Raw genomic sequence first — 20,953 nt, 5'->3', positions numbered from 1 at the left:
GATTTCCCCCGCCCACGCACCGTCGATCGGGCCGAGTTCGCCGACCAGTTCGGCCGGATTCCACACGTAGGTGGCGCCCTCCATCCCGGGCGCACCCGGGTGGCGGGGTGTGCGAGTACCCGATCAGACCGCGAAGTCGCGTTTCACCTGCACGGTGTTGCGATGCTCGACGAAGAACGACAGCAGCGGGATCGTGCCCGCCAGCAGGGTGCCGATGGTGCGTTTGATCGGCCAGCGCACTTTGACCGCGAGGTCGGCGGTGAGGATCAGGTAGATGAAGTACGCCCAGCCGTGCACCAGCGCGATCCACGACGGGGTATCCACGCCGAACCCGTACTGGGCGATCATCTCGGCAGTGAGCAGCAGCAGCCACAGACCGGTCACCCAGGCGAGCACACGGTAGCGCAGCAGCGCACCCGCGATCTTGCGGTCTCCGGCAGGCCGCGCGGGCTCGGCGGCGACGGTGGTTTTCTCGCTGGCGGTCAACCGGCGCTCCTCTCGGGATCGCGGGCTTCGCTGCCCGCTTGGTCGCCGGCGTTCAACCGGGCGAGGTAGCTGTTGTATTCGGCGAGCACCGGATCGGTGTCGCGGGCGGCTTGCGGCCGCTCCGGCAGGAAACCGGCCGGAATTTCGCGCGGTTCCCGGACAGCGGTGGTGCGACGGCGGCCCGGCCGTACCGGTCCGTCGTTGGCGGCCGGTTCCGCACCGGCCGGTGTCGATCCCGCCTCGCCGGCTGTGCCCGCCGAGTCCGCGGCCTGGTCCGTGGATTCGCCATCTGCGGCATCCTGCTCCAACCGCACGAAACGGAAGTAGGCGAAGAGCGCGAATGCGCCGAACAGTGGCCACTGCATCGCGTAGCCGAGGTTCTGCGCTGTCCCGCTGGCCGAGGAGAACCGCTCCATCTGCCACCAGCCCAATGCCAGCGCGGCCACCGCGAGCACAACCGCCAGGACGATCAGAGCCGGGCGGTGCACGGTACGGCGGGGTGTTTCGGGCACGGCTACCACGGTACCCGTCTACTACACCGGCCGTAGTGTGAGGTGCGCGTCGCGCGGCCGGCCGTCGGCGCCGGTCAGAGGTCGTAGACGACCCCGGTCATCCGCTCCGACTCTTCCCACAACCGCCGCCACAGGCCCGTGTTCTTCGACAACCGGGTCGACGGGGAGGCCGCCACCGGGCCCTGGGACTGGAACAACCGGGTCGGACCCCAGTAGGTCTGCGGATCGGCATCCGGCATCGTCGCCGCGAACAAGGTGGAATGCGCCGCCTTCGCCGGGGCGTGCCCGACCAGCCGGATCACCGGTTTGCTGACCATGTCGAGCGGGGTTTCGGTGCGGGTGAACAGTTCGGTGGCCGATACCCCGGGGTGCACCCCGTAGGACCGTTTCGGTGAGCCGGCCGCCGCCAGCCGGCGCTGCAGTTCGCGTGCAAACATCAGATTGGAGAGTTTTGCCTGCGCATAGGCCAGGTTGCGCTGGTAGCGGCGGTTCTCGTAGTTCAGGTCGTCGATCCACAGTTTGGGTGTCTGCTTGTGGGCGATGCTGGCGAGGGTCACCACCCGGTCGCGCATCCGGTCCAGCAGCAGCCCGGTGAGGGCGAAATGCCCGAGGTGGTTCACCCCGAACTGCGTTTCGAAACCGTCCACGGTCCGCGAGAACGGCACATTCATCAGGCCCGCATTGTTGACCAGCACATCGAATTCACCGGTCGCCTCGGCGAATTCGCGGATCGAGGACATATCGGCCAGGTCCAGCCGGCGGACCTGGAGATCGCCGCCGATGCTGTCGGCGACCTCGCGGGCCTTCTCGGTGTTGCGGCAGGCCATCACCACGGTGGCCCCTTTACCGGCCAGGACCTTGGTGGTTTCGGCGCCGAGGCCGCCGTTGGCTCCGGTGACGACAAAAGTACGCCCGCGCTGGTCGGGCATCTGATCGGGTTTCCACGCCATGATCCGACCTTACTGCTGAGTAAGATCGCTGTGAAGGGCGACACCACCACTCGACACCTCGGCGGACCGCACGGTTCGCGACTGCGCGCACGGGTGTCGGTGGGGCGCAGTAGGCTGCCCGAGTGCCCGAACTCCCGCCCGTATCGACCCTGCTGGCGACCGCCGTAACCGCACTCGGCGGTAAGGAGCGCCCTGGTCAGATGACCATGGTGGCCGCGGTCGACGATGCCATCGAGACCAAACGCCATCTCGCGGTCCAGGCCGGTACGGGCACCGGGAAATCCCTGGCCTATCTGGTGCCCAGCCTGCGGCACGCGGTCCGCACCGGGCGCACGGTGGTGGTCTCCACCGCCACCATCGCCCTGCAGCGGCAGCTGGTGGACCGGGATCTGCCCCGGCTGGCGCAGGCCCTGGCGAAACCACTCGGGCGACCACCGGAATTCGCGATCCTCAAGGGCCGCAACAACTATCTCTGCCTGAACAAAATCAACAGCGCCGTCCCGGAAGAGCCTGCCGAAGCGGAATTGTTCGACGCTTTCGCGGTCTCGCGGCTCGGTCGCGAGGTCAAACGGCTCAACGAATGGGCCTCCGATACCGAGACCGGCGACCGCGACGAACTCGCCCCCGGGGTCAGCGACCGCGCCTGGCGGCAGGTCAGCGTCTCGTCGCGGGAATGCCTGGGGAAATCCCGCTGCCCGTTCGGTCAGGATTGTTTCGCCGAACGCGCCCGCGCCGAATCCGCGCAGGCCGATGTGGTCGTCACCAATCACGCACTGCTGGCCATCGATGCCATCAGCGGTATCCAGGTGCTGCCGGAGCACGATGTGGTGGTCGTGGACGAGGCACACGAACTGGTCGACCGCGTCACCGGCGTCGCGACCGCCGAACTGTCCGCGACGGCCATCAGCGCCGCCGCCCGGCGCTGCGCCAAACTCATCGACGAGCAGGAGGTCGATCGGCTCGAGGCGGCCGCCGAAGCCTGGCACGGCGCCCTCGAGGATCTCGGCCCCAACCGCTGGGAGGCACTGCCCGACGGAATCGGCCAGGTACTCGCCCTCATCCGGGATGCCGCCTGGAACGCACGCACCGCGCTCAACCCGCAAAGTTCCGCCGCGCCGGGTTCCGATCCGGAAGCCGCCGCCGGCCGGAATATGGCCGTGGCCGCGGTCGAGGAGATCCACGACAGCGCGGTCCGCGCCCTCACCGCGTTCGACGAACCCGATCCGGCGGCGCGCCGCGATGTGGTGTGGTTATCGGCCGACGAGATCCGCGGTGTCACCCGCCGCTCGCTGCATATGGCACCGCTGGCCGTCGGCGGATTGCTGCGCAGCCAGTTGTTCGGAACGGCCACGGTCATCCTGACCTCGGCAACCCTGCAGATCGGCGGTACGTTCGACGGCCTGGCGCGCACCTGGGGCCTGCCGCCGGAATCCGGCGGCAAGGCCGACCCCGCACTGGCCAACGGCGCGGAGGCCCCCGCGGATACCGATACCGTCCGCTGGTCCTCGCTGGATGTGGGCTCGCCCTTCGACCATGCGAAATCCGGGATCCTCTACGTCGCCAAACATCTGCCCGCCCCGGGCCGCGACGGCCTGCCGCCGGCCTATCTCGACGAAATCGAACGGCTGGTCTCGGCCGCGGGCGGGCGCACGCTGGGGCTCTTCTCGTCCATGCGCGCCGCGAAAGCGGCCACGGAGGCCCTGCGTTCCCGGCTGAAGACACCGATCCTGTGCCAGGGCGAGGATTCCACCGGCGCGTTGGTGCGCAAATTCGCCGACGACCCGGAGACCTCGCTGTTCGGCACCCTTTCCCTGTGGCAAGGTGTCGATGTCCCCGGCCCGTCGCTGAGCCTGGTGATCCTGGACCGGATCCCCTTCCCCCGCCCCGACGATCCGCTGCTGGCAGCGCGTCAGCGCGCGGTCGAATCCCGCGGCGGCAACGGCTTTCTCACCGTCGCGGCCAGCCATGCCGCTCTTCTGCTGGCCCAGGGCACCGGACGCCTGCTGCGCAGCGTCGACGATCGCGGCGTCGTGGCCATCCTCGATCCGCGCCTCGCCACGGCACGCTACGGCGGTTACCTGCGCGCCTCACTGCCCCCGTACTGGGAAACCGCGGACCCGGAAGTCGTGCTGAAGGCCCTGCACCGCCTCGACGCCGCCGCAACCGTCTGAGGCCTACGGCACGGCGGAGCGAGGTGGACATCGGTGTTGTATCTGCGTCCGGGCGAGTCGTCCAACGGCGCCGAGTTCGGTAACGCTGTAGTGGCTTTCGTGGCCGATCTCCGGGCTCGGGGCTCGAGTTGTACCGGCTTGCCCGCTCCAGCCCTGATGTAATCGGTGCCGCCGCACCGGCCACAGTGGCCGTGGGCACCGGAGTTGTCCCGGTTGCCGGCGGCGGGCCCGGCACCGGCCGCACCGATACCTCGCCAGGGCTACAAGACCGCTTTGCCGATCAACGTGGCACCGGCCGCCACCACCGCGGTGACCACCGAGAGCACACCCCACGTCAGGCCGGTGCGCGCCCAGGGACGACCGTAGTCCACCGAAAACCGCCCGGGCCCGGTGAAGGCGACCGCCAAGGCGGCCACCGCGAACAACAAGCCCATCTCGTAGCCGCCGAGTAAGCCCTTGCCGAAACCGGTGTTGACGATGACGATTCCGGTACCCAGCACGATTGCTGCCGCCAGCGGGGTGAACGCACCCAGCGCGAGCAGCAGCCCACCGACGAATTCGCTCAGCCCGGCCAGCGTTCCGAACACCTTGCCCGGCTCGAATCCCATTTTCGCGAACCCTGCGTTGTTCGCCGCCAGCCCCTCGCCACCGAACCAGCCGAACAGCTTCTGCGCGCCGTGAGCAGCGAACAACAGGCCGAAGACCAGCCGCAGGATCAGCAGGCCGGTATCACCGGATATCGACCCGCCCTGGGTTGCGGCGGCGCGTTCGAGCGTCGTATCGGCAGTCATGGGAACCCCTCGTTGTCGCAGTTGCCCAGCCGGAGAGACGAAACGAGCGAGCTCGGGTCAACGCGGCCAGGTTAGCCTAACCTTGCCACGTTTCGGGCTATTCCGCGAGCAGGAAGAAATACGCGAGGAAGATCACCGTCAGCACCCACATCACCGGATGCACTTCGCGGAACCGGCCGCGCGCCACCATCACCACGGGATAGAAGATCATCCCCATGGCCAGGCCGTTGGCGATCGAATACGTCAGCGGCATCATGATGATCGTGATGAACGCCGGGACCGCGAACTCCAAACGGCTCCAGTCGATATCGCCGAGCGAACGCGCCATGAGCACCCCGACAACGATCAGCGCGGCCGCGGTCACCGCACCCGAACCCGCCACCACCGCAAATATCGGGAAGAAGAACATGGCCACCGCGAACCAGGCGGCGGTCACCACCGCGGTGAGCCCGGTCCGGCCGCCGGCCGAGACACCGGCCGTCGATTCCACATAGGCCGTCGTGGTGGACGTTCCGATCACCGCACCCGCCATCGTGCCCACGGCATCGGCCGACAGCGCACTCGACGCCCGCGGCAGCTCGCCCTTCGCGTTCAGCAGGCCCGCCTGGTTCGCCACCCCGATCAGCGTGCCGGACGCATCGAAGAAATCCACGAACAGCATGGTCAGCACCACCACCGCCATCTGCGCGGTGAACGCGTCGGGCAGATGGGCCACTGCCTGACCGAAGGTCTCATCGAGCCCCTGCGGCATGGACACCACCCCGTCGGGGATATCCACCAGACCGGTGAGCATGCCGACAGCCGCCGTCGCCACGATGCCGTACAGCACCGCGCCGTGCCAGCCGCGGACGAGGAAGACGACGGTGAGCACGAGTCCGAACAACGCCAGCACCGTCGTGCCCTGGGTGAAATCACCGAGCCCGACCAGGGTTGACGAATTGTCCACCACGATGCCCGCGTTCTTCAGCCCCAGAAACGCCACGAAGGTGCCCACCCCGGCCGCGACGGCCAGTTTCAACTGCAACGGGATCGCGTTCAGGATCTTCTCGCGGATCTTGGTGACCGCGAGAACGAAGAAGATCACACCGGACAGCAGCGTGCCCGACAACGCGACCTGCCACGGGATCCCCATGCCGAGCACCACCGAATAGGCGAAAAACGCGTTCAAGCCCATCCCGGGCGCGAGCGCGACCGGATAGCGGGCCCACAACCCCATCACGAGCGTCCCCACCACCGCCGCGACCGCGGTCGCGGTGAACACCGCCTGCGTGGGGATACCCTGCGTGCCGAGATCGCCCTGGTCGCCGAGGATGGAGGGGTTGACCGCGAGGACGTAGCACATCGCCAGGAACGTCACGGTCCCCGCCATCAGCTCGCGTCGCATGGTCGAGCCGTGGATCCCGATTCCGAAGAACGAATCCACCCGTCCGCGAGTCCGGGTCAGAAGACCTGTGGCCATGGCATCTCCAGTCGGCTAGCAAACTCCGTCCCGGCGGTTGCCGCCCACCCCGGTGCGGTTAGACGCAGGTCAGCGCCAGTGGAACGGTATCGGAAACTTGTTACGAACCGAAGTCGCACCACGCCCGCGCCCGCCGGGCCGGTAGCTCGGTAGCGCATCGGCGACGGCCGCAATCACAGACTGCCAACCCCCGAACCCTGTGATGCCCACCCGCACTCGGTCCGCGGATATCCGCGAAAGTTCGTGCGCGCCCGAATCCGACCACGATGCCGGGGCCGAACCCGGCACGCGCGACTACGAGCCCGCCCTACTCGCCGGCGAGGCACTACCCGGGCTCATCCCGCGCCGAGCCATATGACGCAACTCATGCGTTCGCGACCAGACCCAGCTCCTCGTGCGAGGACAACAGTTCGTGGGCGGGTAGCACGCGGACCGTATAGCCGATCGAGCCCGGCAGCGGTATCGGGGTTTCGACCGTGAACACCTCCACGGTCGATTCGGGTGTCTCCCGGCCGGTCGGCGACATCGTGGCGAGGGTGGTGTCGAACAGCTCACCATCCGGTGAGACCCGGCCCAGCACCGCCTGCACCACCACATTCTGTGACGCGAGGCCACCCAGGTCCACACGCGCGGTCAGGGACAGGGGCACGCCGGGCACCGGAGCGTCGGGCAGGCCGGTGGCGTCGGCCTGGAGCACCCGCACCCGCGACCAGGCGTGCGTCACCCGGTTCCGATACTCCGCGACCTCGCGCGCACCGCGCAGCTCCGACTCGGTGGCCCGCCGGTACGCGGCTGCCGCCGGAGCGTAGTACTGCTGCGCGTAATCGCGCACCATCCTGTCGGCCTGCACTTTCGGTCCGAGGGTGCGCAGGGTGTGGCGCACCAGCTCGAGCCAGCGCACCGGCAGACCGTGCGTATCGCGCTCGTAGAACCGGGGCGCGACGGTGCGTTCCATCAGGTCGTAGAGCGCGGTGGCCTCCAGATCGTCGCGGCGTTCGTCGCCGACACCGTCGGCGGACGGGATGGCCCAGCCGTTCTCGCCGTCGAACATCTCGTCCCACCAGCCGTCCCGGATGGACAGGTTCAGGCCGCCGTTGAGCGCCGATTTCATCCCCGACGTTCCGCAGGCCTCGAGCGGGCGCAGGGGATTGTTCAGCCACACATCGCAACCCCAGTACAGGTACCGGGCCATGGACATGTCGTAATCGGGCAGGAAAACGATCCGGTGCCGGACGGCCGGGTCGTCGGCGAAATGCACCACCTGCTGGATGAGCGCCTTACCGCCTTCGTCGGCGGGGTGGCTCTTACCCGCCACCACCAGTTGCACCGGACGGTCCGGGTCCAGGAGCAGCGCGCGCAGCCGCTGCGGGTCGCGCAGCATGAGCGTCAACCGCTTATAGGTCGGCACCCGCCGCGCGAAGCCGACGGTGAGCACCTGCGGGTCGAAAACATTGTCCACCCACGGCAATTCCGCTTCGGCCGCACCGCGCTGCAACCATGAGGCACGCAGCCGACGGCGCACCTCCGCGACCAGGGTCGCGCGCAGGGTGTTGCGGATCCCCCACAGCTGCTCCGGCGCCAGGTCACCGAGCTGGGCCCACCCGCCGGCGCCCTCCAGCAGCTCACCCCATTCCCGCGCCGCCCAGGTGGGCGCGTGCACACCGTTGGTCACCGAACCGATCGGCACCTCGGCGGTATCGAAACCGGGCCACAGCGGGTTGAACATCTCCCGGCTCACCTCCCCGTGCAGCCGCGATACACCGTTGGCGCGCTGCGCGAGACGCAACCCCATATGCGCCATATTGAACACCGCCGGATCGGCTTCCCGACCCAGCCCGACGATGCGGTCCACACCGATACCGGGCAGCAGCGGCGAATCCGCCTCCCCCGCCGACCCCCCGAAATACCGGTGCACCAGCGAGACCGGGAACCGGTCGATACCGGCGGGGACCGGAGTGTGCGTGGTGAATACGGTCCCGGCCCGCACCGCGGCCAGCGCGGTATCGAAATCGTGCCCGGCGGCGAGATATTCGCGAATACGTTCGAGCCCGAGGAACCCTGCGTGTCCCTCGTTCATATGGAAGACCTCCGGATCCGGGAGACCGGCCGCCGCGGTGTAGGCCCGTACCGCCCGCACTCCACCGATACCGGCCAGGATCTCCTGTTCGATCCGGTGGTCCTGGTCGCCGCTGTAAAGCCGGTCGGTGACCGCACGCAGATCCGGGTCGTTGGCGGCGATATCGGAATCCAGCAGCAGCAGCGGAACCCGGCCCACCTGCGCGATCCACACCCGCGCCGCCAGCACCCGCCGATCCGGCATCGCCACATGCACCAGGACCGGCGAGCCGTCGGCCGTCAACGGCCGCAGCGGCAACCCCTGCGGGTCCAGTGCCGGATACCGTTCGACCTGCCGGCCGTCGGCGCTCAGCGACTGCCGGAAATACCCCGACCGGTAGAGCAGCCCGACCGCGATCAGCGGAAGACCCAGATCCGAGGCCGCCTTCAGATGATCGCCGGCCAGGATCCCGAGACCACCGGAATAGTTCGGCAGCACCTCGCTGACCCCGAACTCCATCGAGAAGTACGCGATCCCGCGCACCCCGAAATCCGCCCCCGGCCGATCCAGGTAATCCCGCAGGTCCGCAGCCGCCGCGTCCAGCGACGCGCAGTACTCGGCATCGCCGGCGAGCTCGGTCAGCCGCCCGGCCGGCACTTCCTGCAGCATACGTACCGGGTCGTGCCCGATCGCCGCCCATCGCAGGGGGTCAAGTGCGGCGAATACATCCTGTGTCGGGCCATGCCACGACCAGCGCAGATTGGTCGACAACTCGCCCAGCGCGGCCAAACGCTCCGGCAGATGGGCGCGGACGGTGAACCGACGCAGTGCCTTCATGAGGTAATTCTGGCGCGCCGGCGGCGCGCGGGGTTTTGGCCCCCCTCGGTCCATGCGTTCAGCACGCGATACTCGCGCCTGCGGCGCATTGTCTCGCGTGCTGAACGCATGGACAGGCCAAAACCTTTCAGGGCCTCGTAAGACTCGGCTGCGCCGCTGGTTGCGTCGGGCCCGGTGTGAACCGGCGAGACGCTGGCGGTCTAGCTGAACTCGGCACCGCTGTCGGCCGGGATTCGATGTTGATCGAATCATCGCGGTATTGCCGGGTCTACTCTTGCGGCGGTCCTCGAAAGATCGCGGCGGCGGTGAGCGTCGCAGTGGTGTGCGGCGCTTGTCCAGTTTCGTTGGTGTCGGGTGCGTTCTTATGAGGGCTCGTTGTACTCGGGCTGGGCGCGGCGGGACCGGTACGGGACGAACCCGTGATCGCGCGCGGGACCGCTGCCCTGCATCACCCGTGAGAGCGCCGAACAACATCCCACATCGGCCGCAGAGTGCGGAACGGCCCAGGACCGGCTCGTATGAGGCGGTCCTGGGCCGTTCCGTTCAGCTGCTACTTCGAGACGGTGACGTCCACGTTGTGGATGCCGGGGCCTTCGGGCTTCAGCTCGGAGGTGCCGTTACCCGCGGACGACAACGCCCGCAGGGTCCAGGTGCCGGGGGCCGCGAAGAAGCGGAAATCGCCGGTTCCGGAGGCGACGACCTCGGCGGTGAAATCACCGTTGCCGTCGAGCAGGCGGACGAAGGCGCCGGCTACGGGCTCGCCGTCGGTGCCGAGGACACGGCCGGTGATAACCGTCTCCTTCTCCACATCGACGCCGGCCGGAATGGCCTGACCTTGGGTGGGTGCTGCGCACATGGTGGTTACTCTCCCAACTCGATCGGTGCGCCGACCAGCGAACCGTATTCGGTCCAGCTGCCGTCGTAGTTCTTGACGTTCTGGTGTCCGAGCAGCTCCTGCAGCACGAACCAGGTGTGCGAGGAACGCTCGCCGATACGGCAGTAGGCGATGGTTTCCTTGTTGCCGTCCAGCCCGGCCTCTTTGTAGAGCTCGGCGAGGTCTTCGTCCGACTTGAAGGTGCCGTCTTCGTTCGCGGCCTTGCTCCACGGCACGTTGATCGCGCTCGGGATATGGCCGGGCCGCTGGCTCTGCTCCTGCGGCAGGTGCGCCGGAGCCAGGATCTTGCCGGTGAACTCGTCGGGGGAGCGCACGTCGACCAGGTTCTTGGTGCCGATGGCGGCGATGACCTCGTCGCGGAACGCGCGGATCGAGTTGTCCGGTGCGGCGGCCTTGTACTGGGTGGCCGGGCGGGAAACCGCCTCACGGGAAAGCGGACGCCCGTCGAGCTCCCACTTCTTGCGGCCGCCGTCGAGCAGTTTGACGTTGTTGTGCCCGTACAGCTTGAAGTACCAGTACGCGTACGCGGCGAACCAGTTGTTGTTGCCGCCGTAGAGCACGACCTCGTCGTCGTTGGCGATTCCGCGTTCCGAGAGCAGCGCGGAGAACTGCTCCTGGTTCACGAAGTCACGACGAACCTGATCCTGCAGGTCGGTCTTCCAATCGAGCCGGACGGCGCCCTCGATGTGCCCGCCCTCGTAGGCGGAGGTGTCCTCGTCGACCTCGACGAAGACGACGCCGGGGGTCTTGAGATTCTCTTCGGCCCAGTCGACGGAGACCAGGACATCGGAGCGAGCCATTTGTTTCCTTTCAGTGGTGACTAGCGATTCAGTTCGGTGCGGGGGATTCGGACAGGGAACGGGGGACCAGCCGGGTGACCAGCGGGTAGATCTTGCAGCCGAGGCAGATACCGAACGCGGCATTCAGGAATGCCGCGAACAGCGCGAACCCGGCGAAGAGCGCGCCCACCACGGAGACGCCGAGCAGGAAACCCAGCAAGCTCACGGCAGCGAACACGAAACCGAGCAACTGCGCGAACCGCAGCGGCGCGGCCGGCTCGGTTTCGGTGACCGGTCCCAAACGTGGCGCGACGAGACGAGCGTAGAGCAGGCCGTACGGATGCCGACGCGGTCCCAGGCCCGCGCCCAGCGCGAAAACGACGGTTTGGATCGCGATCAGCACCGCAGCGGCCGGTGTGCTCACAGCAGCCAGCAGCAGCACCACGACCAAGACGCCCGTGGTGATCCAGGCGACGAAGCGGGGACCACGGATATCGACCTGCCCGGCGGCTGTCCCCGGGCCGCTGGTCGAGGTGGTGATAGGGGGCATGAAAGAAACTCCTGCGCTCGAACTGTTCGGCGGAATTCGGCCGGTTCGCCGGGGGATGAATCACTCGCGCGGACGAACCGTGGTCGGCGTCAGGAAAAGAGCCGACCGCTCAGCGGCACAGGCAGCAACAACCACCGAGGCGGCACAGATCGACTGTGCGGCGACGGGTGAGCATCAGCTCGCGGTGGTTTTGCACAACGCGCAGTCTACCCAATCCCGCCGAAGATCCAATGGGTAGGGGGTAACCCCCTGGTCAGGCCCCCTTACAGCAACCACCACCGAGTGACCCACTGCAGCGCGGCCGTCATCCGAACTACAGCGCGGCCGTCAATGGACTCAGCGCACTGCGCAGATCGCTCGTCTTGGGCACCCCGGAGATGCGGAACCGTTCCCGCCCCTCGGCGTCGAAGACGAAGGTGGTGGGCAGCGAGAGCACGTTCAACGCCCGGGCCAGCGCCGGATCCGCGTCGATATCGATCTCGATATCCCGCGGCGGTTGCGGGGAATCGGCGAGGTCCGCGATGGCGTCGGCCACGACCCGGCGCACCGCGGCGCACGGCCCGCACCAATCCGCCGAGAAATGCAGGACCGCCGGCCCGGCCCCGGTGACCCCGGCGGCCACCAGCAGTTCGTCGCGGGCGGCGGTATCGCGATCGAGGGTGGCCGGAGCGTTCCGGACCGCGCCTTCGCGGTGGCGCAGGTAGAGCCCCACTGCCAGCCCTGCCAGCAGCATTACCACCAGAATGGTGATCTCGATCATGGTCGCCGCAATCTGTTCAGGTCGATCGTTACATCTTCACCCCGGCCCTCTACCACGATATGGCCACCCAGTGCGGTGACCTCGGTGGGCCGGATCCCGAAGGGGAGTTCCTTGGTATCGATGGTACGGGTGAACATCGCCAGTACCGCCGGGATATCGGCCTCGTCGACCACCGGCTCCGACGGGACGGGGGAGAGTTCGTCGGAGTACAGGCCGGTGGCCACTATCCGCACCTGGTCGCCGTCGAGCAGCAGATCCGCCGCCACGCTGACCCGTTCCCCCGTGAAACTCGCGCCCTGCTGGCCACTGGGGGCCTTCGGTAGCGTCCCGGTGAGCACCAGTGCGCCCGCAGTGGTCATTCCCGAGCCGCCCGAGCCGCCGGTTCCGTCGGATTTGTCCGCGGGCCGCGAATGCACTTCGAGATCGGGGATGCCGAACAGCCTGCCGAGCTCGGTGGGGGCGACCCGCATCCGGACATCCACCTGATCCACCGGCAGGCTGCGTACCCGGCCGTCGACGAGGTCGCCGAACGGTAACCGCATCCCCAGCAGGGTGGCTTCGAGCGCGATTTCGCCGGGGATATCGGCGCGCACGCTATCGGCGTTGACCTCGATATTGTCGTAGCGGCCGCCGAGCGCCTGGCGCAGGAACGGGAAACCGTGGAAGGTGACTTCCGGGTCGGCACTGAGTTCGGCGCCCACCCGCAGCGATCGCGACACCCGGTATTCCGAATATGCGGCCGCGCCGAAATCGGCGACCACTGCCAGCCCGGCCAGGCACAGCAGTCCGATGATCAGCTTCCGCATGTCATGCACCCTAATGGACGCCCCGCGGGTCGGCTGCCCGCGGTACGCCTTCCGGAATCGAAACGGCGATGCCCCGAAAAACGCCCGCTGCCTGCGGTTCACCTCTGTGGTTCGGGCCCCGTCTCGGATCTGGACTGACGGAGCGGAGGAGCGAAGCGGAGGAGCGCAGGAGTGAAGAACCGAGACCGAGGGGGCCCCGAACCGGCGACGCCGGAGGCGGCGCAAATTAACACAGCACCGAAGGCGAGTGGGGCGCGGCTGCGTGAACTGGCCGAACTGCGCCGGGCGCGGGCGAGCAGCGGATGCGTCCGCGGGTCCGGTCCCGTCCCCCGCAGCGCGACCGGTATCCGGGCACCGGTCGCCCCGGCCTCCGCAGTCGATCGCGAGGTACTTCCCGTACCATCCGCACTCGCTCCGCTGCTGCCCGACCGCGGACTCGTCAAGGGATCGGTGGTGTCCTACAGCGGCGCCGGAACGCTGCTGGCCGGTTTGCTCGCCGCGGTTACCGGGCCGGGCGGGCACGCGGCCGCGGTCGGCCTGCCCCGGCTCGGCCTGCTCGCCGCAGCGGAAATGGGTGCCCGGCTCGACCGGCTCGCGGTGATCCCCGATGCCGGCCAGGACCCGATGGAGGTGGCGGCGGTCCTGCTGGACGGGATGGATCTGGTGGTACTCGGCCTCGGCACGGCCGCGATCGCACCCGCCCGCGCCCGGGTGCTCGCCGCGAAAGCCCGCGGGAAAGGGGCCACATTGCTCGTCACCGGCGGTGACTGGCCCGCACCGGACCTGAGCCTGGAAAGCCGCGTGGCCGGCTACACCGGGCTCGGTACGGGCAGCGGACGGATCCGTTCCATAAGCCTCGATATCGAAGTCCGCACCAGAGCCGGGGCCCCGCGCCGTGGCCGGCTTGCCGCGCGCCCGCTCGGTGGTCGCGTGGAATGGATCGCCCTTGACGAGACTGTCACCGCACACACCCCGGCCCAGCCGGAAGTATCAGGTCAGGAGGATTCGGTTGCTTCCTGACCCGATCGCACCCCGCGGCGTCCGCCGGACCCACTATCCGTGCCGGTCCTTTCCTTCGCCCGGTGACAGGCTCCGATGAGCCCGCGGCCGGAGGCGCGGGTGCTGGCGGTCTGGTGCCCCGACTGGCCCGCGGTCGCGGCGGCAGCGGGGGCCGGACTGTCCACGGAACAGCCGGTGGCGATACTGCATGCGAACCGGGTGGTCGTCTGCTCGGCCACCGCCCGCGAGGCGGGGGTGCGCCGCGGTATGCGGAAACGCGAAGCGCAGAGCCGCTGCCCGGAACTCCATATCGCACACCCCGATCCGGACCGTGACGCGCGGTTGTTCGAACCGGTTGCCGCGGCCGTCGACAGCCTCGCCTCCGGTGTCGAGGTGCTGCGCCCCGGTTTGCTCGTCCTGCCCGCACGGGGCGTGATCCGGTATTTCGGATCGGCCGAGGCAGCCGTGCGGCAATTGCTCGCCGCGGTGGCGGCCGCCGGAGTGGAGGCCCGGATCGGGATCGCCGACGAACTCCCGACCGCCCTCGTCGCCGCCCGGCACGGCACCCTCGTACCGCCCGGCCGGGATGCCCGGTTCCTGGCGCCGCTGCCGATCACCGAACTGGCGGCCGAACCCGGCCCCGCGGAACGGGAACGCGCCGCGCTGCTGGATCTGCTGCACCGGCTGGGCCTGCGCCGCATCGGGGATTTCGCTGCCCTGTCGACCACGCAGGTCACCTCGCGGTTCGGCGCGGACGCGATCGTGGCCCACCGGCTCGCCCGGGCACTACCGGATCGCCCGCCGGCACCCCGGAGCCTGCCCCCGGAGATGTCGGTCCGGCTACCGTGCGAGCCACCGATCGACCGGGTCGACGCCGCGGCCTTCGCCGGCCGGCTGCTCGCCACCCGGCTCACCGCGAAGCTGTCGGCGGCATCGGTGGCCTGTACCCGGCTGGAGATCCGCGCGGAAACCGAGGCCGGAGAAGAACTCTCGCGGGTCTGGCGCTGCGCCGAACCGCTGACCGCCGACGGCGTGGCCGACCGCGTGCGCTGGCAACTGGACGGCTGGCTCACCCGGCCGTCCGGCGATCGGCCCACCGCCGCGATCACCGTGCTGCATTTGATACCGGTGGAGGTGACACCGGCTGCCGCCCTGCAGCTCGGGCTGTGGGGCGATACGGGGTCCGGGGACGAGCGCGCCCTGCGCGCACTGGTCCGCGTCCAAGGCCTGCTCGGCGGGGACGCGGTGCGGGTGGGGGTGCTCAGCGGCGGACGCGGGCCCACGGAACGGGTCACCATGGTCACCTTCGGCGACGAACCGGCGCCGGATACCGATCCGGCGCCGCCCTGGCCGGGCCGGATACCGGAACCGGCCCCCGCCGTCATCATGCTCGACCGCCCGCGCATCGCGCTCGAGGCAGCCGACGGAACTCCCGTCCGGATCACCGCCCGCGGTCTGTTCAGCGGCCCGCCCGCACGGTTGCGCTGGGGCCGGTCGAGCTGGCGGCTCACCGCGTGGGCCGGGCCCTGGCTGCTCGACGAGCTCTGGTGGACACCCGGCGCGGCCCCGGCCGCCCGCGCCCAGGTGGAACTACCGGGACCGCACAGCCTGCTGCTACTCGCCCGGGACGATCACTGGTGCGTCGAAGGACTCTACGATTGACCGGCGCCGGCTCAGTACGGGTCGCAGGCGTCGAAGGCGGCGTCCTTGTCCCCGTTGAACGAATCGATCTGACCGTTGATCTCGTCCACCGAAGCGTTGCGCTCCAGCAGGTCGGCCAGGGTTTTCAGATTGTCGCGGTAGGTGCGCATCGGCGCCGAGACATCGTTGGGAACATCGGGGCTGAGTTCCTCGTCGATCTTGCCGGCGGTATCGCGCAACGCGGTGATCGCGGCATCCTTCTTGGGCCCCTCGTCCGGCGCCTTGTTGTCGCTGGCGTCGATATAGGCGTTGAACGCGTCGACCGCCGGGTTGTTGTGATCGCGCAGCGCTTCACAGACATCGGTCGCGGCTGCCTCGGCGGCCGCCGCCCGCGACGACGACGCCGCGGCCGAGGAGGATTTGATCTCCGATGTGTACAGCTGCAACTCGCTCTGGTTCACTTCGGCGGTACCGGTCACCGTCGTGGAGCAGGCAGCGAGAGATCCACCGGCGATCAGCGCGGTCAGTGCGGCGGCGAGGCCGGCTCGTTCGAATCGTCGCATCGGTCTGAAACTCCCCTCGGATGCCCACGACCCCGTACTCTCGCCCCGGCGCGCCGGACATCTGAGCCACCGGTGCTGACAACCGTACTGTGTCGAGACGATTCCCGGCTGCCCAGGCCCGCATTGTCGATCAACCGATACCCGTGCCGGGAAACACTAACCCGTGGCGATGTCGACGACCAGGCGGTTCGGCATGGTGGCCGCCGAAACGGTGAAGCCCGGATCATCGCCGGCGACTCCGATGAACGATTGGGTGATCCCCTCGAACACCGTCGTCCGGTATACCCCGGCGATACCTGGCACCGCCGGATCGGTGGCCGGGTCCGGGCCGGTGTAGGGCGCCACCCCGCTGTCGAACGGGTAGGCCGAACCGGTGATCCGGACCTCGAGTACCGAATCGCCCGCCACTTCGAGCTCCCGGCCGCTCCCGTCCTGTACGGCCCGGCCGGTGTACCACACACTCCACCCGGGAGTTCCCGGTCCGCCGAGGTAGTACTCGACCCGGTCGAAACCCGCGTGGTGACTCAACCGGATATCGGTCACGGTGAGCATGGCGTCCGGGGAGGCCTCCGCCTGCTTCGGCACCGTATCGTCGGGTGCGGGTACCGGTTCCCCGGGCAAAGGGATCGGCGGTACGGGCAGTCCCGGGGTGCCTGCTTCCGAACTGGGGACCGCCGGACTCATCGGCGAAGAGCTAACCGGCGGTGTCGACCCCGAATCGGCACATCCGGCGAGAGCCGCCAGCATCGCCGCCACCACCAGTAAACGCCCGGTACGCATATGGCCGATGCTAACCGCAGCGGCCACTGTCCTGCGGTAACGCCTGCTCTCACGGTGTGGCCCGAGCACCGGCCGCCGACCGCGCGCGGCCCCGCGATCATGCCGTGCGAAGCGCTTCCACCGGGGCGCGCGGCAGCGCACGGCAACGATCTAGCACACTTGTCGTGTGCGAGACGTGGAGGACCTATTGGGACGGTTGCGCCGCTATCCGGATGTGGAGGCCGCCAACCTGTACGCCGTCGACGCCGCGGACCGCCTCATTCTCGACGTGGCCGCGGAGACACTCACCACCGCCGAGCCCGGCAAAGTGGTGGTGATCGGCGACAACTACGGCGCCCTCACCCTCGGCGCCGCCGCCACTCACGACCTGCACGGTATCCGGGTCCACCAGGACCTGCTGACCGGTGAACTCGCGCTCGCCGCCAATGCCCGCACGCACGGGCTCGGCGACCGCTACACCGCGCACGCCCTCGACGAAAACCTGCTGCGCGACGCCACCGTCGTCCTGCTGCGACTACCGCGGGTACTGGCCGGGCTCGCCGAAATCGCCGACGCCATCGCCCGTTACGCCCACCCCGAGGTCCAGGTGTTCGCCGGCGGCCGGGACAAGTACCTCACCAAGGCGATGAACGACGTACTGGGGGAATCCTTCACCGAAGTACGGGCCAGCCGCGGCCGCCAGAAATCGCGCACTCTGCTGGTGCGCGGGCCGAAACCGCTGGGCGATCCACGATTTCCGCTACGTGAACACATCGGCGAATTCGACATCGATGTGGTCGCGCACGGGGCCGCCTTCTCCGGGCCACGCCTGGATATCGGCACCCGGTTCCTGCTGGAACATCTGCGCGCCATGAAACCCGATGCCCGCGACGCCATCGACCTCGGCTGCGGAACCGGGATACTGGCCGTCGCGCTCGCCCGATCCCGACCGGGAATCGCTGTGGTGGGCACCGACCAATCCGCCGCGGCGGTGGCCTCCGCGACCGCGACCGCCGCGGCCAACGCGGTCACCGGGCAGGTCACCGTGGTGCGGGACGACGCCATGTCGGCCGCCGCCGACAACAGCGCCGACCTCGTGGTGTGCAATCCCCCGTTCCATGTGGGCGCCGCCGTGCACACCGGGTCGGCGATCAAGATGTTCGCCCGGACCGGCAAGGTGCTGCGGCCGGGTGGCGAGCTGTGGACGGTTTACAACAATCACCTCAACCACCGCACGGTGGTCGAACGCATGGTGGGGCGCACCGAGGTGGTGGGGCGGAACCGGAAGTTCACGGTCACCCGTTCGGTGCGAGGTTTGCACGGGTTCGACGGAGTGGCAACCGACTTCGGTGTTTGACGGCGACGCGGGAGGCCCTGGTCGATGCAGTAGCGGGGTAGACCATTCGTTAAGGGCGGGGCCCGCCCGGTTCTGGAGCGACCAGAGGGAGGGAGCGCAGCGACCGGCCGGCGGGAGTGAAGAACCGGGCCCATAAGGGCCCCGCCCTCGAGGCGCGGAGCGCCTCCAAAACCTCAGTCGATTCGGCGGCGGTGGGCCCAGCGGGTGAGGGCGTTGCGGTTGGACTGCTGGGTTTTCCGGAGCACGTTCGAGGCGTGGGTTTCCACGGTTTTCACCGAGATGAACAATTTTTCGGCGATCTCGCGATAGGTGTAACCACGGGCCAGCAGGCGCAGCACCTCCAGCTCACGGGGTGTCAGCGAATCGAGTTCGGGGTCCAGGGGTGGCTCGGGCACCGGGGATTTACCGGTGAACGAATCCAGGACGAAACCGGCCAGCCGCGGGCTGAATACGGCGTCCCCGCCGGCCACCCGGCGGATTCCGTCGGCCAGTTCGGCGCCGGAGATCGTCTTCGTCACATAACCGCGGGCGCCGGCCCGGATCACTGCGATCACATCCTCGGCGGCATCGGAAACACTCAACGCCAGACATACCGGCCCGCTGTCGATCCCGTTCAGCACCGCCACCCCGCCCCCGGCGGGCATATGCACATCGAGCAGCACCACATCGGGTTTGGCGGCATTGATCCCCGTCACCGCCTCGGCCACACCCCCGGCCTCCCCGACCACCTCCATATCGGTTTCCCGGCTCAACTCGGCCCGCACTCCGGACCGGAACACCGCATGATCGTCGACGAGAAAAACCCGCACAACCAGCCTCTCTTCATTCATCGCGCCGCCTCGGCCGCCCTCGGAGACGGTGTGCCCATCCACTCCGATATGCCTCCACCGGGGCGGCGATACCGGCGGTCAACGCACCTCCTCGCGGCGTGTACCCGCGCCGCGGGCCTGCTCGGCGGTGACCTGAGCAAACCCGGACGTGTGCACGGCCTCGGGATGTTCGGACCGCGGAGGTTCGGACGTGCCCTCGGGAGCAGCCGCCTCCGGAGACCGTAGCCGGTCGCGTCCGGTGTCTTCGTCGTCGGTACCGGAATCGGTGCGGGGCAGGAAGATCCGCACCTCGGTGCCGCGCCCCGGTTCCGAAACGATCTCCACTGTCCCGCCGCGCCGCTCGACGCGGGCGCGAATGGACCGCGCGAGACCGTGCCGGTCCTCAGGGATCGAATCGGGATCGAAACCGGTACCGCGGTCGCGGACGAACACGCTGACCTGATGTGGTTCGGTCTCGGCGAACAGGTCGATATCGGTGACGCCGGCGTGTTTGGCGGCATTCACCAGCGCTTCCCGGGTCGCGCCCAGAACGGCGGTGAAATGTTCCTTCGGCAGGCCGGACCCACTGTCCTCGCCGTCCATCGCCACATCCCCGACGGTCACCGGGGTGACCTTCACACCGTGCTGATCCTCCACCTCACCGGCGATGGTGCGCAGGGCGACGGCGAGACTGGATTCGGCGGGGCCGGTGTCGGCGAACAGCCAGCGCCGCAGTTCGCGTTCCTGGCTGCGGGCCAGGCGCAGCACCTCCTGCTGATCGCCGGCCTGCCGCTGGATCAACGCCAGCGTCTGCAGCACCGAATCATGGAGATGGGAAGCGATTTCCTCGCGCTCCTCGTTGCGGATACGGGCCGCGCGTTCGGCGTTGAGCGAATGCATCATCCGCAGGCCGAGTGGGACGGTCAGCAACCCGACCCCGATCAAGGTCGCCGCCACCGCCAGCAGCGCCGAACCGAGCGAACCCCAGTCGACCTGCGACAGCACCACCACCGCCAGCCCCACGACCACCAGGGTCACTCCGGCGATGATCCGCGACCAGGTGACCACCGACGGTTTCGCCGGTATCCCGACCAGCGACCGCGGGCCGTCGGCATCGTATTCCCGCCACACCAGCGCCGCGCCCACCGCGATCACCAGCAGGGGTGCGATCACCCGGACCACCGTGCCGCTGAACACCCACGACACCGCCACCGACAGCCCCAGGCCGAGCAGCGCCAGCCCGATCGCCTGACGGCGTTCCGTACCGGAGGGCCGGGCGTCGTCGCCACCGCCGGGCGTGAAGATCCACAACAGGCCGTAGGCGATTATCCCGGCCCCGGCCAACGCCGACAGCAGGACGAACGCCATCCGCACCTTGAGTACGTCGACCCCGAGATGGTCGGCCACGCCGCCGGCGACCCCGCCCACGATCCGGCCGCCGGATCGGCGCACCAACCGCCCGCCCGCCGCGGTATCCGGGTCGGCCACGGGACGGTCGGCACCCGGGGCGTAGAAGGCAGGTCCGAACGGGCACATACCCTCGATACTGGCACGTCCGCAACCCACCCGGCCATGGGGAAACACCCTGATCTGTAACATGGCGCCGCCTCCGGCGGCGCGGGGGTTGGGGGGGGGGGGGGGGGGGGGGGGGGGGGGACCGAGCCCCCCCGCGGAGCCCCCCCCCCCGCCCGCCGGTTGGCGGCGCCATGTTACAGATCAGGGTGTTTCCCCATGGCCGGGTGGGTTGCGGACGTGCCAGTATCGAGGGTATGT

Annotated in this window: 19 protein-coding genes; 4 read left to right on the top strand and 15 right to left on the bottom strand. The window is 68.8% G+C overall.

Annotated elements, in window-relative coordinates:
- Positions 1 to 123: 123 nt before the first annotated feature.
- The 3 genes from QH196_RS01100 to QH196_RS01090 form a co-directional block, all read right to left on the bottom strand.
- Positions 124 to 486: a DUF3817 domain-containing protein gene (locus QH196_RS01100; RefSeq protein WP_280413866.1), complete on the bottom strand. Its 363-nt coding sequence runs from the start codon at positions 484 to 486 to the stop codon at positions 124 to 126.
- Positions 483 to 998 (bottom strand): transcriptional regulator, encoded by a 516-nt coding sequence (locus QH196_RS01095; RefSeq protein ID WP_280413865.1) that lies wholly within the window; start codon positions 996 to 998, stop codon positions 483 to 485. The genes QH196_RS01100 and QH196_RS01095 overlap by 4 nt, the downstream gene beginning before the upstream one ends.
- A gap of 74 nt (positions 999 to 1,072) precedes the next feature.
- Positions 1,073 to 1,948, bottom strand: coding sequence for an oxidoreductase (locus QH196_RS01090; RefSeq protein WP_280413864.1), 876 nt, complete (start codon positions 1,946 to 1,948; stop codon positions 1,073 to 1,075).
- A gap of 122 nt (positions 1,949 to 2,070) precedes the next feature.
- On the opposite strand from QH196_RS01090, the gene QH196_RS01085 reads away from it, so the two are divergent.
- Entirely contained in the window at positions 2,071 to 4,119 is a 2,049-nt protein-coding gene (locus tag QH196_RS01085; protein WP_280413863.1) for an ATP-dependent DNA helicase, read from the top strand.
- A gap of 260 nt (positions 4,120 to 4,379) precedes the next feature.
- On the opposite strand, the gene QH196_RS01080 is transcribed toward QH196_RS01085, so the two are convergent.
- The 8 genes from QH196_RS01080 to QH196_RS01045 all read right to left on the bottom strand — a co-directional run bounded on the left by QH196_RS01080 (position 4,380) and on the right by QH196_RS01045 (position 13,052).
- Entirely contained in the window at positions 4,380 to 4,910 is a 531-nt protein-coding gene (locus QH196_RS01080) for a DoxX family protein (RefSeq protein ID WP_280413862.1), read from the bottom strand.
- Positions 4,911 to 5,007: 97 nt separating this feature from the next.
- A complete protein-coding gene (locus tag QH196_RS01075) occupies positions 5,008 to 6,369 on the bottom strand; it encodes an NCS2 family permease (RefSeq protein WP_280413861.1) in 1,362 nt (453 codons plus the stop codon).
- A gap of 364 nt (positions 6,370 to 6,733) precedes the next feature.
- Complete coding sequence (glgP, locus tag QH196_RS01070) at positions 6,734 to 9,262, bottom strand: alpha-glucan family phosphorylase (RefSeq protein ID WP_280413860.1); 2,529 nt, start codon at positions 9,260 to 9,262, stop codon at positions 6,734 to 6,736.
- Positions 9,263 to 9,812: 550 nt separating this feature from the next.
- Positions 9,813 to 10,118, bottom strand: coding sequence for a DUF1416 domain-containing protein (locus QH196_RS01065; RefSeq protein WP_195055533.1), 306 nt, complete (start codon positions 10,116 to 10,118; stop codon positions 9,813 to 9,815).
- Between the two features lie 5 nt (positions 10,119 to 10,123).
- A complete protein-coding gene (locus QH196_RS01060) occupies positions 10,124 to 10,957 on the bottom strand; it encodes a sulfurtransferase (protein WP_280413859.1) in 834 nt (277 codons plus the stop codon).
- 28 nt (positions 10,958 to 10,985) lie between these two features.
- The gene (locus tag QH196_RS01055; RefSeq protein ID WP_280413858.1) at positions 10,986 to 11,486 is read right to left on the bottom strand and encodes a DUF4395 domain-containing protein; all 501 of its coding nucleotides are present in this window, start codon (positions 11,484 to 11,486) and stop codon (positions 10,986 to 10,988) included.
- A gap of 313 nt (positions 11,487 to 11,799) precedes the next feature.
- Positions 11,800 to 12,246, bottom strand: coding sequence for a thioredoxin family protein (locus QH196_RS01050; RefSeq protein ID WP_280413857.1), 447 nt, complete (start codon positions 12,244 to 12,246; stop codon positions 11,800 to 11,802).
- The gene (locus QH196_RS01045; protein ID WP_062972572.1) at positions 12,243 to 13,052 is read right to left on the bottom strand and encodes an LmeA family phospholipid-binding protein; all 810 of its coding nucleotides are present in this window, start codon (positions 13,050 to 13,052) and stop codon (positions 12,243 to 12,245) included. Before QH196_RS01045 ends, QH196_RS01050 begins: the two co-directional genes overlap by 4 nt.
- A 171-nt stretch (positions 13,053 to 13,223) precedes the next feature.
- Between QH196_RS01045 and QH196_RS01040 the strand changes: the two genes are divergently transcribed.
- A complete protein-coding gene (locus QH196_RS01040) occupies positions 13,224 to 14,072 on the top strand; it encodes a hypothetical protein (protein WP_280413856.1) in 849 nt (282 codons plus the stop codon).
- A gap of 75 nt (positions 14,073 to 14,147) precedes the next feature.
- Positions 14,148 to 15,713: a DNA polymerase Y family protein gene (locus tag QH196_RS01035; RefSeq protein WP_280413855.1), complete on the top strand. Its 1,566-nt coding sequence runs from the start codon at positions 14,148 to 14,150 to the stop codon at positions 15,711 to 15,713.
- Positions 15,714 to 15,724: 11 nt separating this feature from the next.
- Here QH196_RS01035 and QH196_RS01030 read toward each other — a convergent pair whose 3' ends face one another.
- Both QH196_RS01030 and QH196_RS01025 read right to left on the bottom strand, forming a co-directional pair.
- Positions 15,725 to 16,255 (bottom strand): hypothetical protein, encoded by a 531-nt coding sequence (locus QH196_RS01030; RefSeq protein ID WP_280413854.1) that lies wholly within the window; start codon positions 16,253 to 16,255, stop codon positions 15,725 to 15,727.
- 156 nt (positions 16,256 to 16,411) lie between these two features.
- Positions 16,412 to 17,035 carry an AMIN-like domain-containing (lipo)protein gene (locus QH196_RS01025; protein ID WP_280413853.1) on the bottom strand — a complete coding sequence of 208 codons (624 nt, stop codon included), beginning with the start codon at positions 17,033 to 17,035 and terminating at the stop codon, positions 16,412 to 16,414.
- A 166-nt stretch (positions 17,036 to 17,201) separates the two neighbouring features.
- Here QH196_RS01025 and QH196_RS01020 point away from each other — a divergent pair, with 166 nt between their 5' ends.
- Complete coding sequence (locus QH196_RS01020) at positions 17,202 to 18,371, top strand: class I SAM-dependent methyltransferase (protein ID WP_280413852.1); 1,170 nt, start codon at positions 17,202 to 17,204, stop codon at positions 18,369 to 18,371.
- Positions 18,372 to 18,544: 173 nt separating this feature from the next.
- Here QH196_RS01020 and QH196_RS01015 read toward each other — a convergent pair whose 3' ends face one another.
- Together QH196_RS01015 and QH196_RS01010 are read right to left on the bottom strand one after the other, a co-directional pair.
- Positions 18,545 to 19,201: a response regulator transcription factor gene (locus tag QH196_RS01015; RefSeq protein WP_280413851.1), complete on the bottom strand. Its 657-nt coding sequence runs from the start codon at positions 19,199 to 19,201 to the stop codon at positions 18,545 to 18,547.
- A 78-nt stretch (positions 19,202 to 19,279) separates the two neighbouring features.
- The gene (locus tag QH196_RS01010; protein WP_280413850.1) at positions 19,280 to 20,716 is read right to left on the bottom strand and encodes an ATP-binding protein; all 1,437 of its coding nucleotides are present in this window, start codon (positions 20,714 to 20,716) and stop codon (positions 19,280 to 19,282) included.
- Positions 20,717 to 20,953 lie beyond the last annotated feature (237 nt).

Source organism: Nocardia carnea (assembly GCF_029868325.1).
In the GTDB taxonomy this organism is placed as follows: domain Bacteria; phylum Actinomycetota; class Actinomycetes; order Mycobacteriales; family Mycobacteriaceae; genus Nocardia; species Nocardia carnea_C.
This window is presented reverse-complemented; position numbering and strand designations above follow the sequence as displayed.

Coding starts and splice junctions, on each gene's coding strand:
- QH196_RS01015 (WP_280413851.1), bottom strand. CDS start 19,201: ATGAATGAAGAGAGGCTGGTTGTGCGGGTTTTTCTCGTCGACGATCAT.
- QH196_RS01035 (WP_280413855.1), top strand. CDS start 14,148: ATGAGCCCGCGGCCGGAGGCGCGGGTGCTGGCGGTCTGGTGCCCCGAC.
- QH196_RS01010 (WP_280413850.1), bottom strand. CDS start 20,716: ATGTGCCCGTTCGGACCTGCCTTCTACGCCCCGGGTGCCGACCGTCCC.
- QH196_RS01075 (WP_280413861.1), bottom strand. CDS start 6,369: ATGGCCACAGGTCTTCTGACCCGGACTCGCGGACGGGTGGATTCGTTC.
- QH196_RS01065 (WP_195055533.1), bottom strand. CDS start 10,118: ATGTGCGCAGCACCCACCCAAGGTCAGGCCATTCCGGCCGGCGTCGAT.
- QH196_RS01090 (WP_280413864.1), bottom strand. CDS start 1,948: ATGGCGTGGAAACCCGATCAGATGCCCGACCAGCGCGGGCGTACTTTT.
- QH196_RS01030 (WP_280413854.1), bottom strand. CDS start 16,255: ATGCGACGATTCGAACGAGCCGGCCTCGCCGCCGCACTGACCGCGCTG.
- QH196_RS01045 (WP_062972572.1), bottom strand. CDS start 13,052: ATGCGGAAGCTGATCATCGGACTGCTGTGCCTGGCCGGGCTGGCAGTG.
- QH196_RS01050 (WP_280413857.1), bottom strand. CDS start 12,246: ATGATCGAGATCACCATTCTGGTGGTAATGCTGCTGGCAGGGCTGGCA.
- QH196_RS01080 (WP_280413862.1), bottom strand. CDS start 4,910: ATGACTGCCGATACGACGCTCGAACGCGCCGCCGCAACCCAGGGCGGG.
- QH196_RS01060 (WP_280413859.1), bottom strand. CDS start 10,957: ATGGCTCGCTCCGATGTCCTGGTCTCCGTCGACTGGGCCGAAGAGAAT.
- QH196_RS01025 (WP_280413853.1), bottom strand. CDS start 17,035: ATGCGTACCGGGCGTTTACTGGTGGTGGCGGCGATGCTGGCGGCTCTC.
- glgP (WP_280413860.1), bottom strand. CDS start 9,262: ATGAAGGCACTGCGTCGGTTCACCGTCCGCGCCCATCTGCCGGAGCGT.
- QH196_RS01055 (WP_280413858.1), bottom strand. CDS start 11,486: ATGCCCCCTATCACCACCTCGACCAGCGGCCCGGGGACAGCCGCCGGG.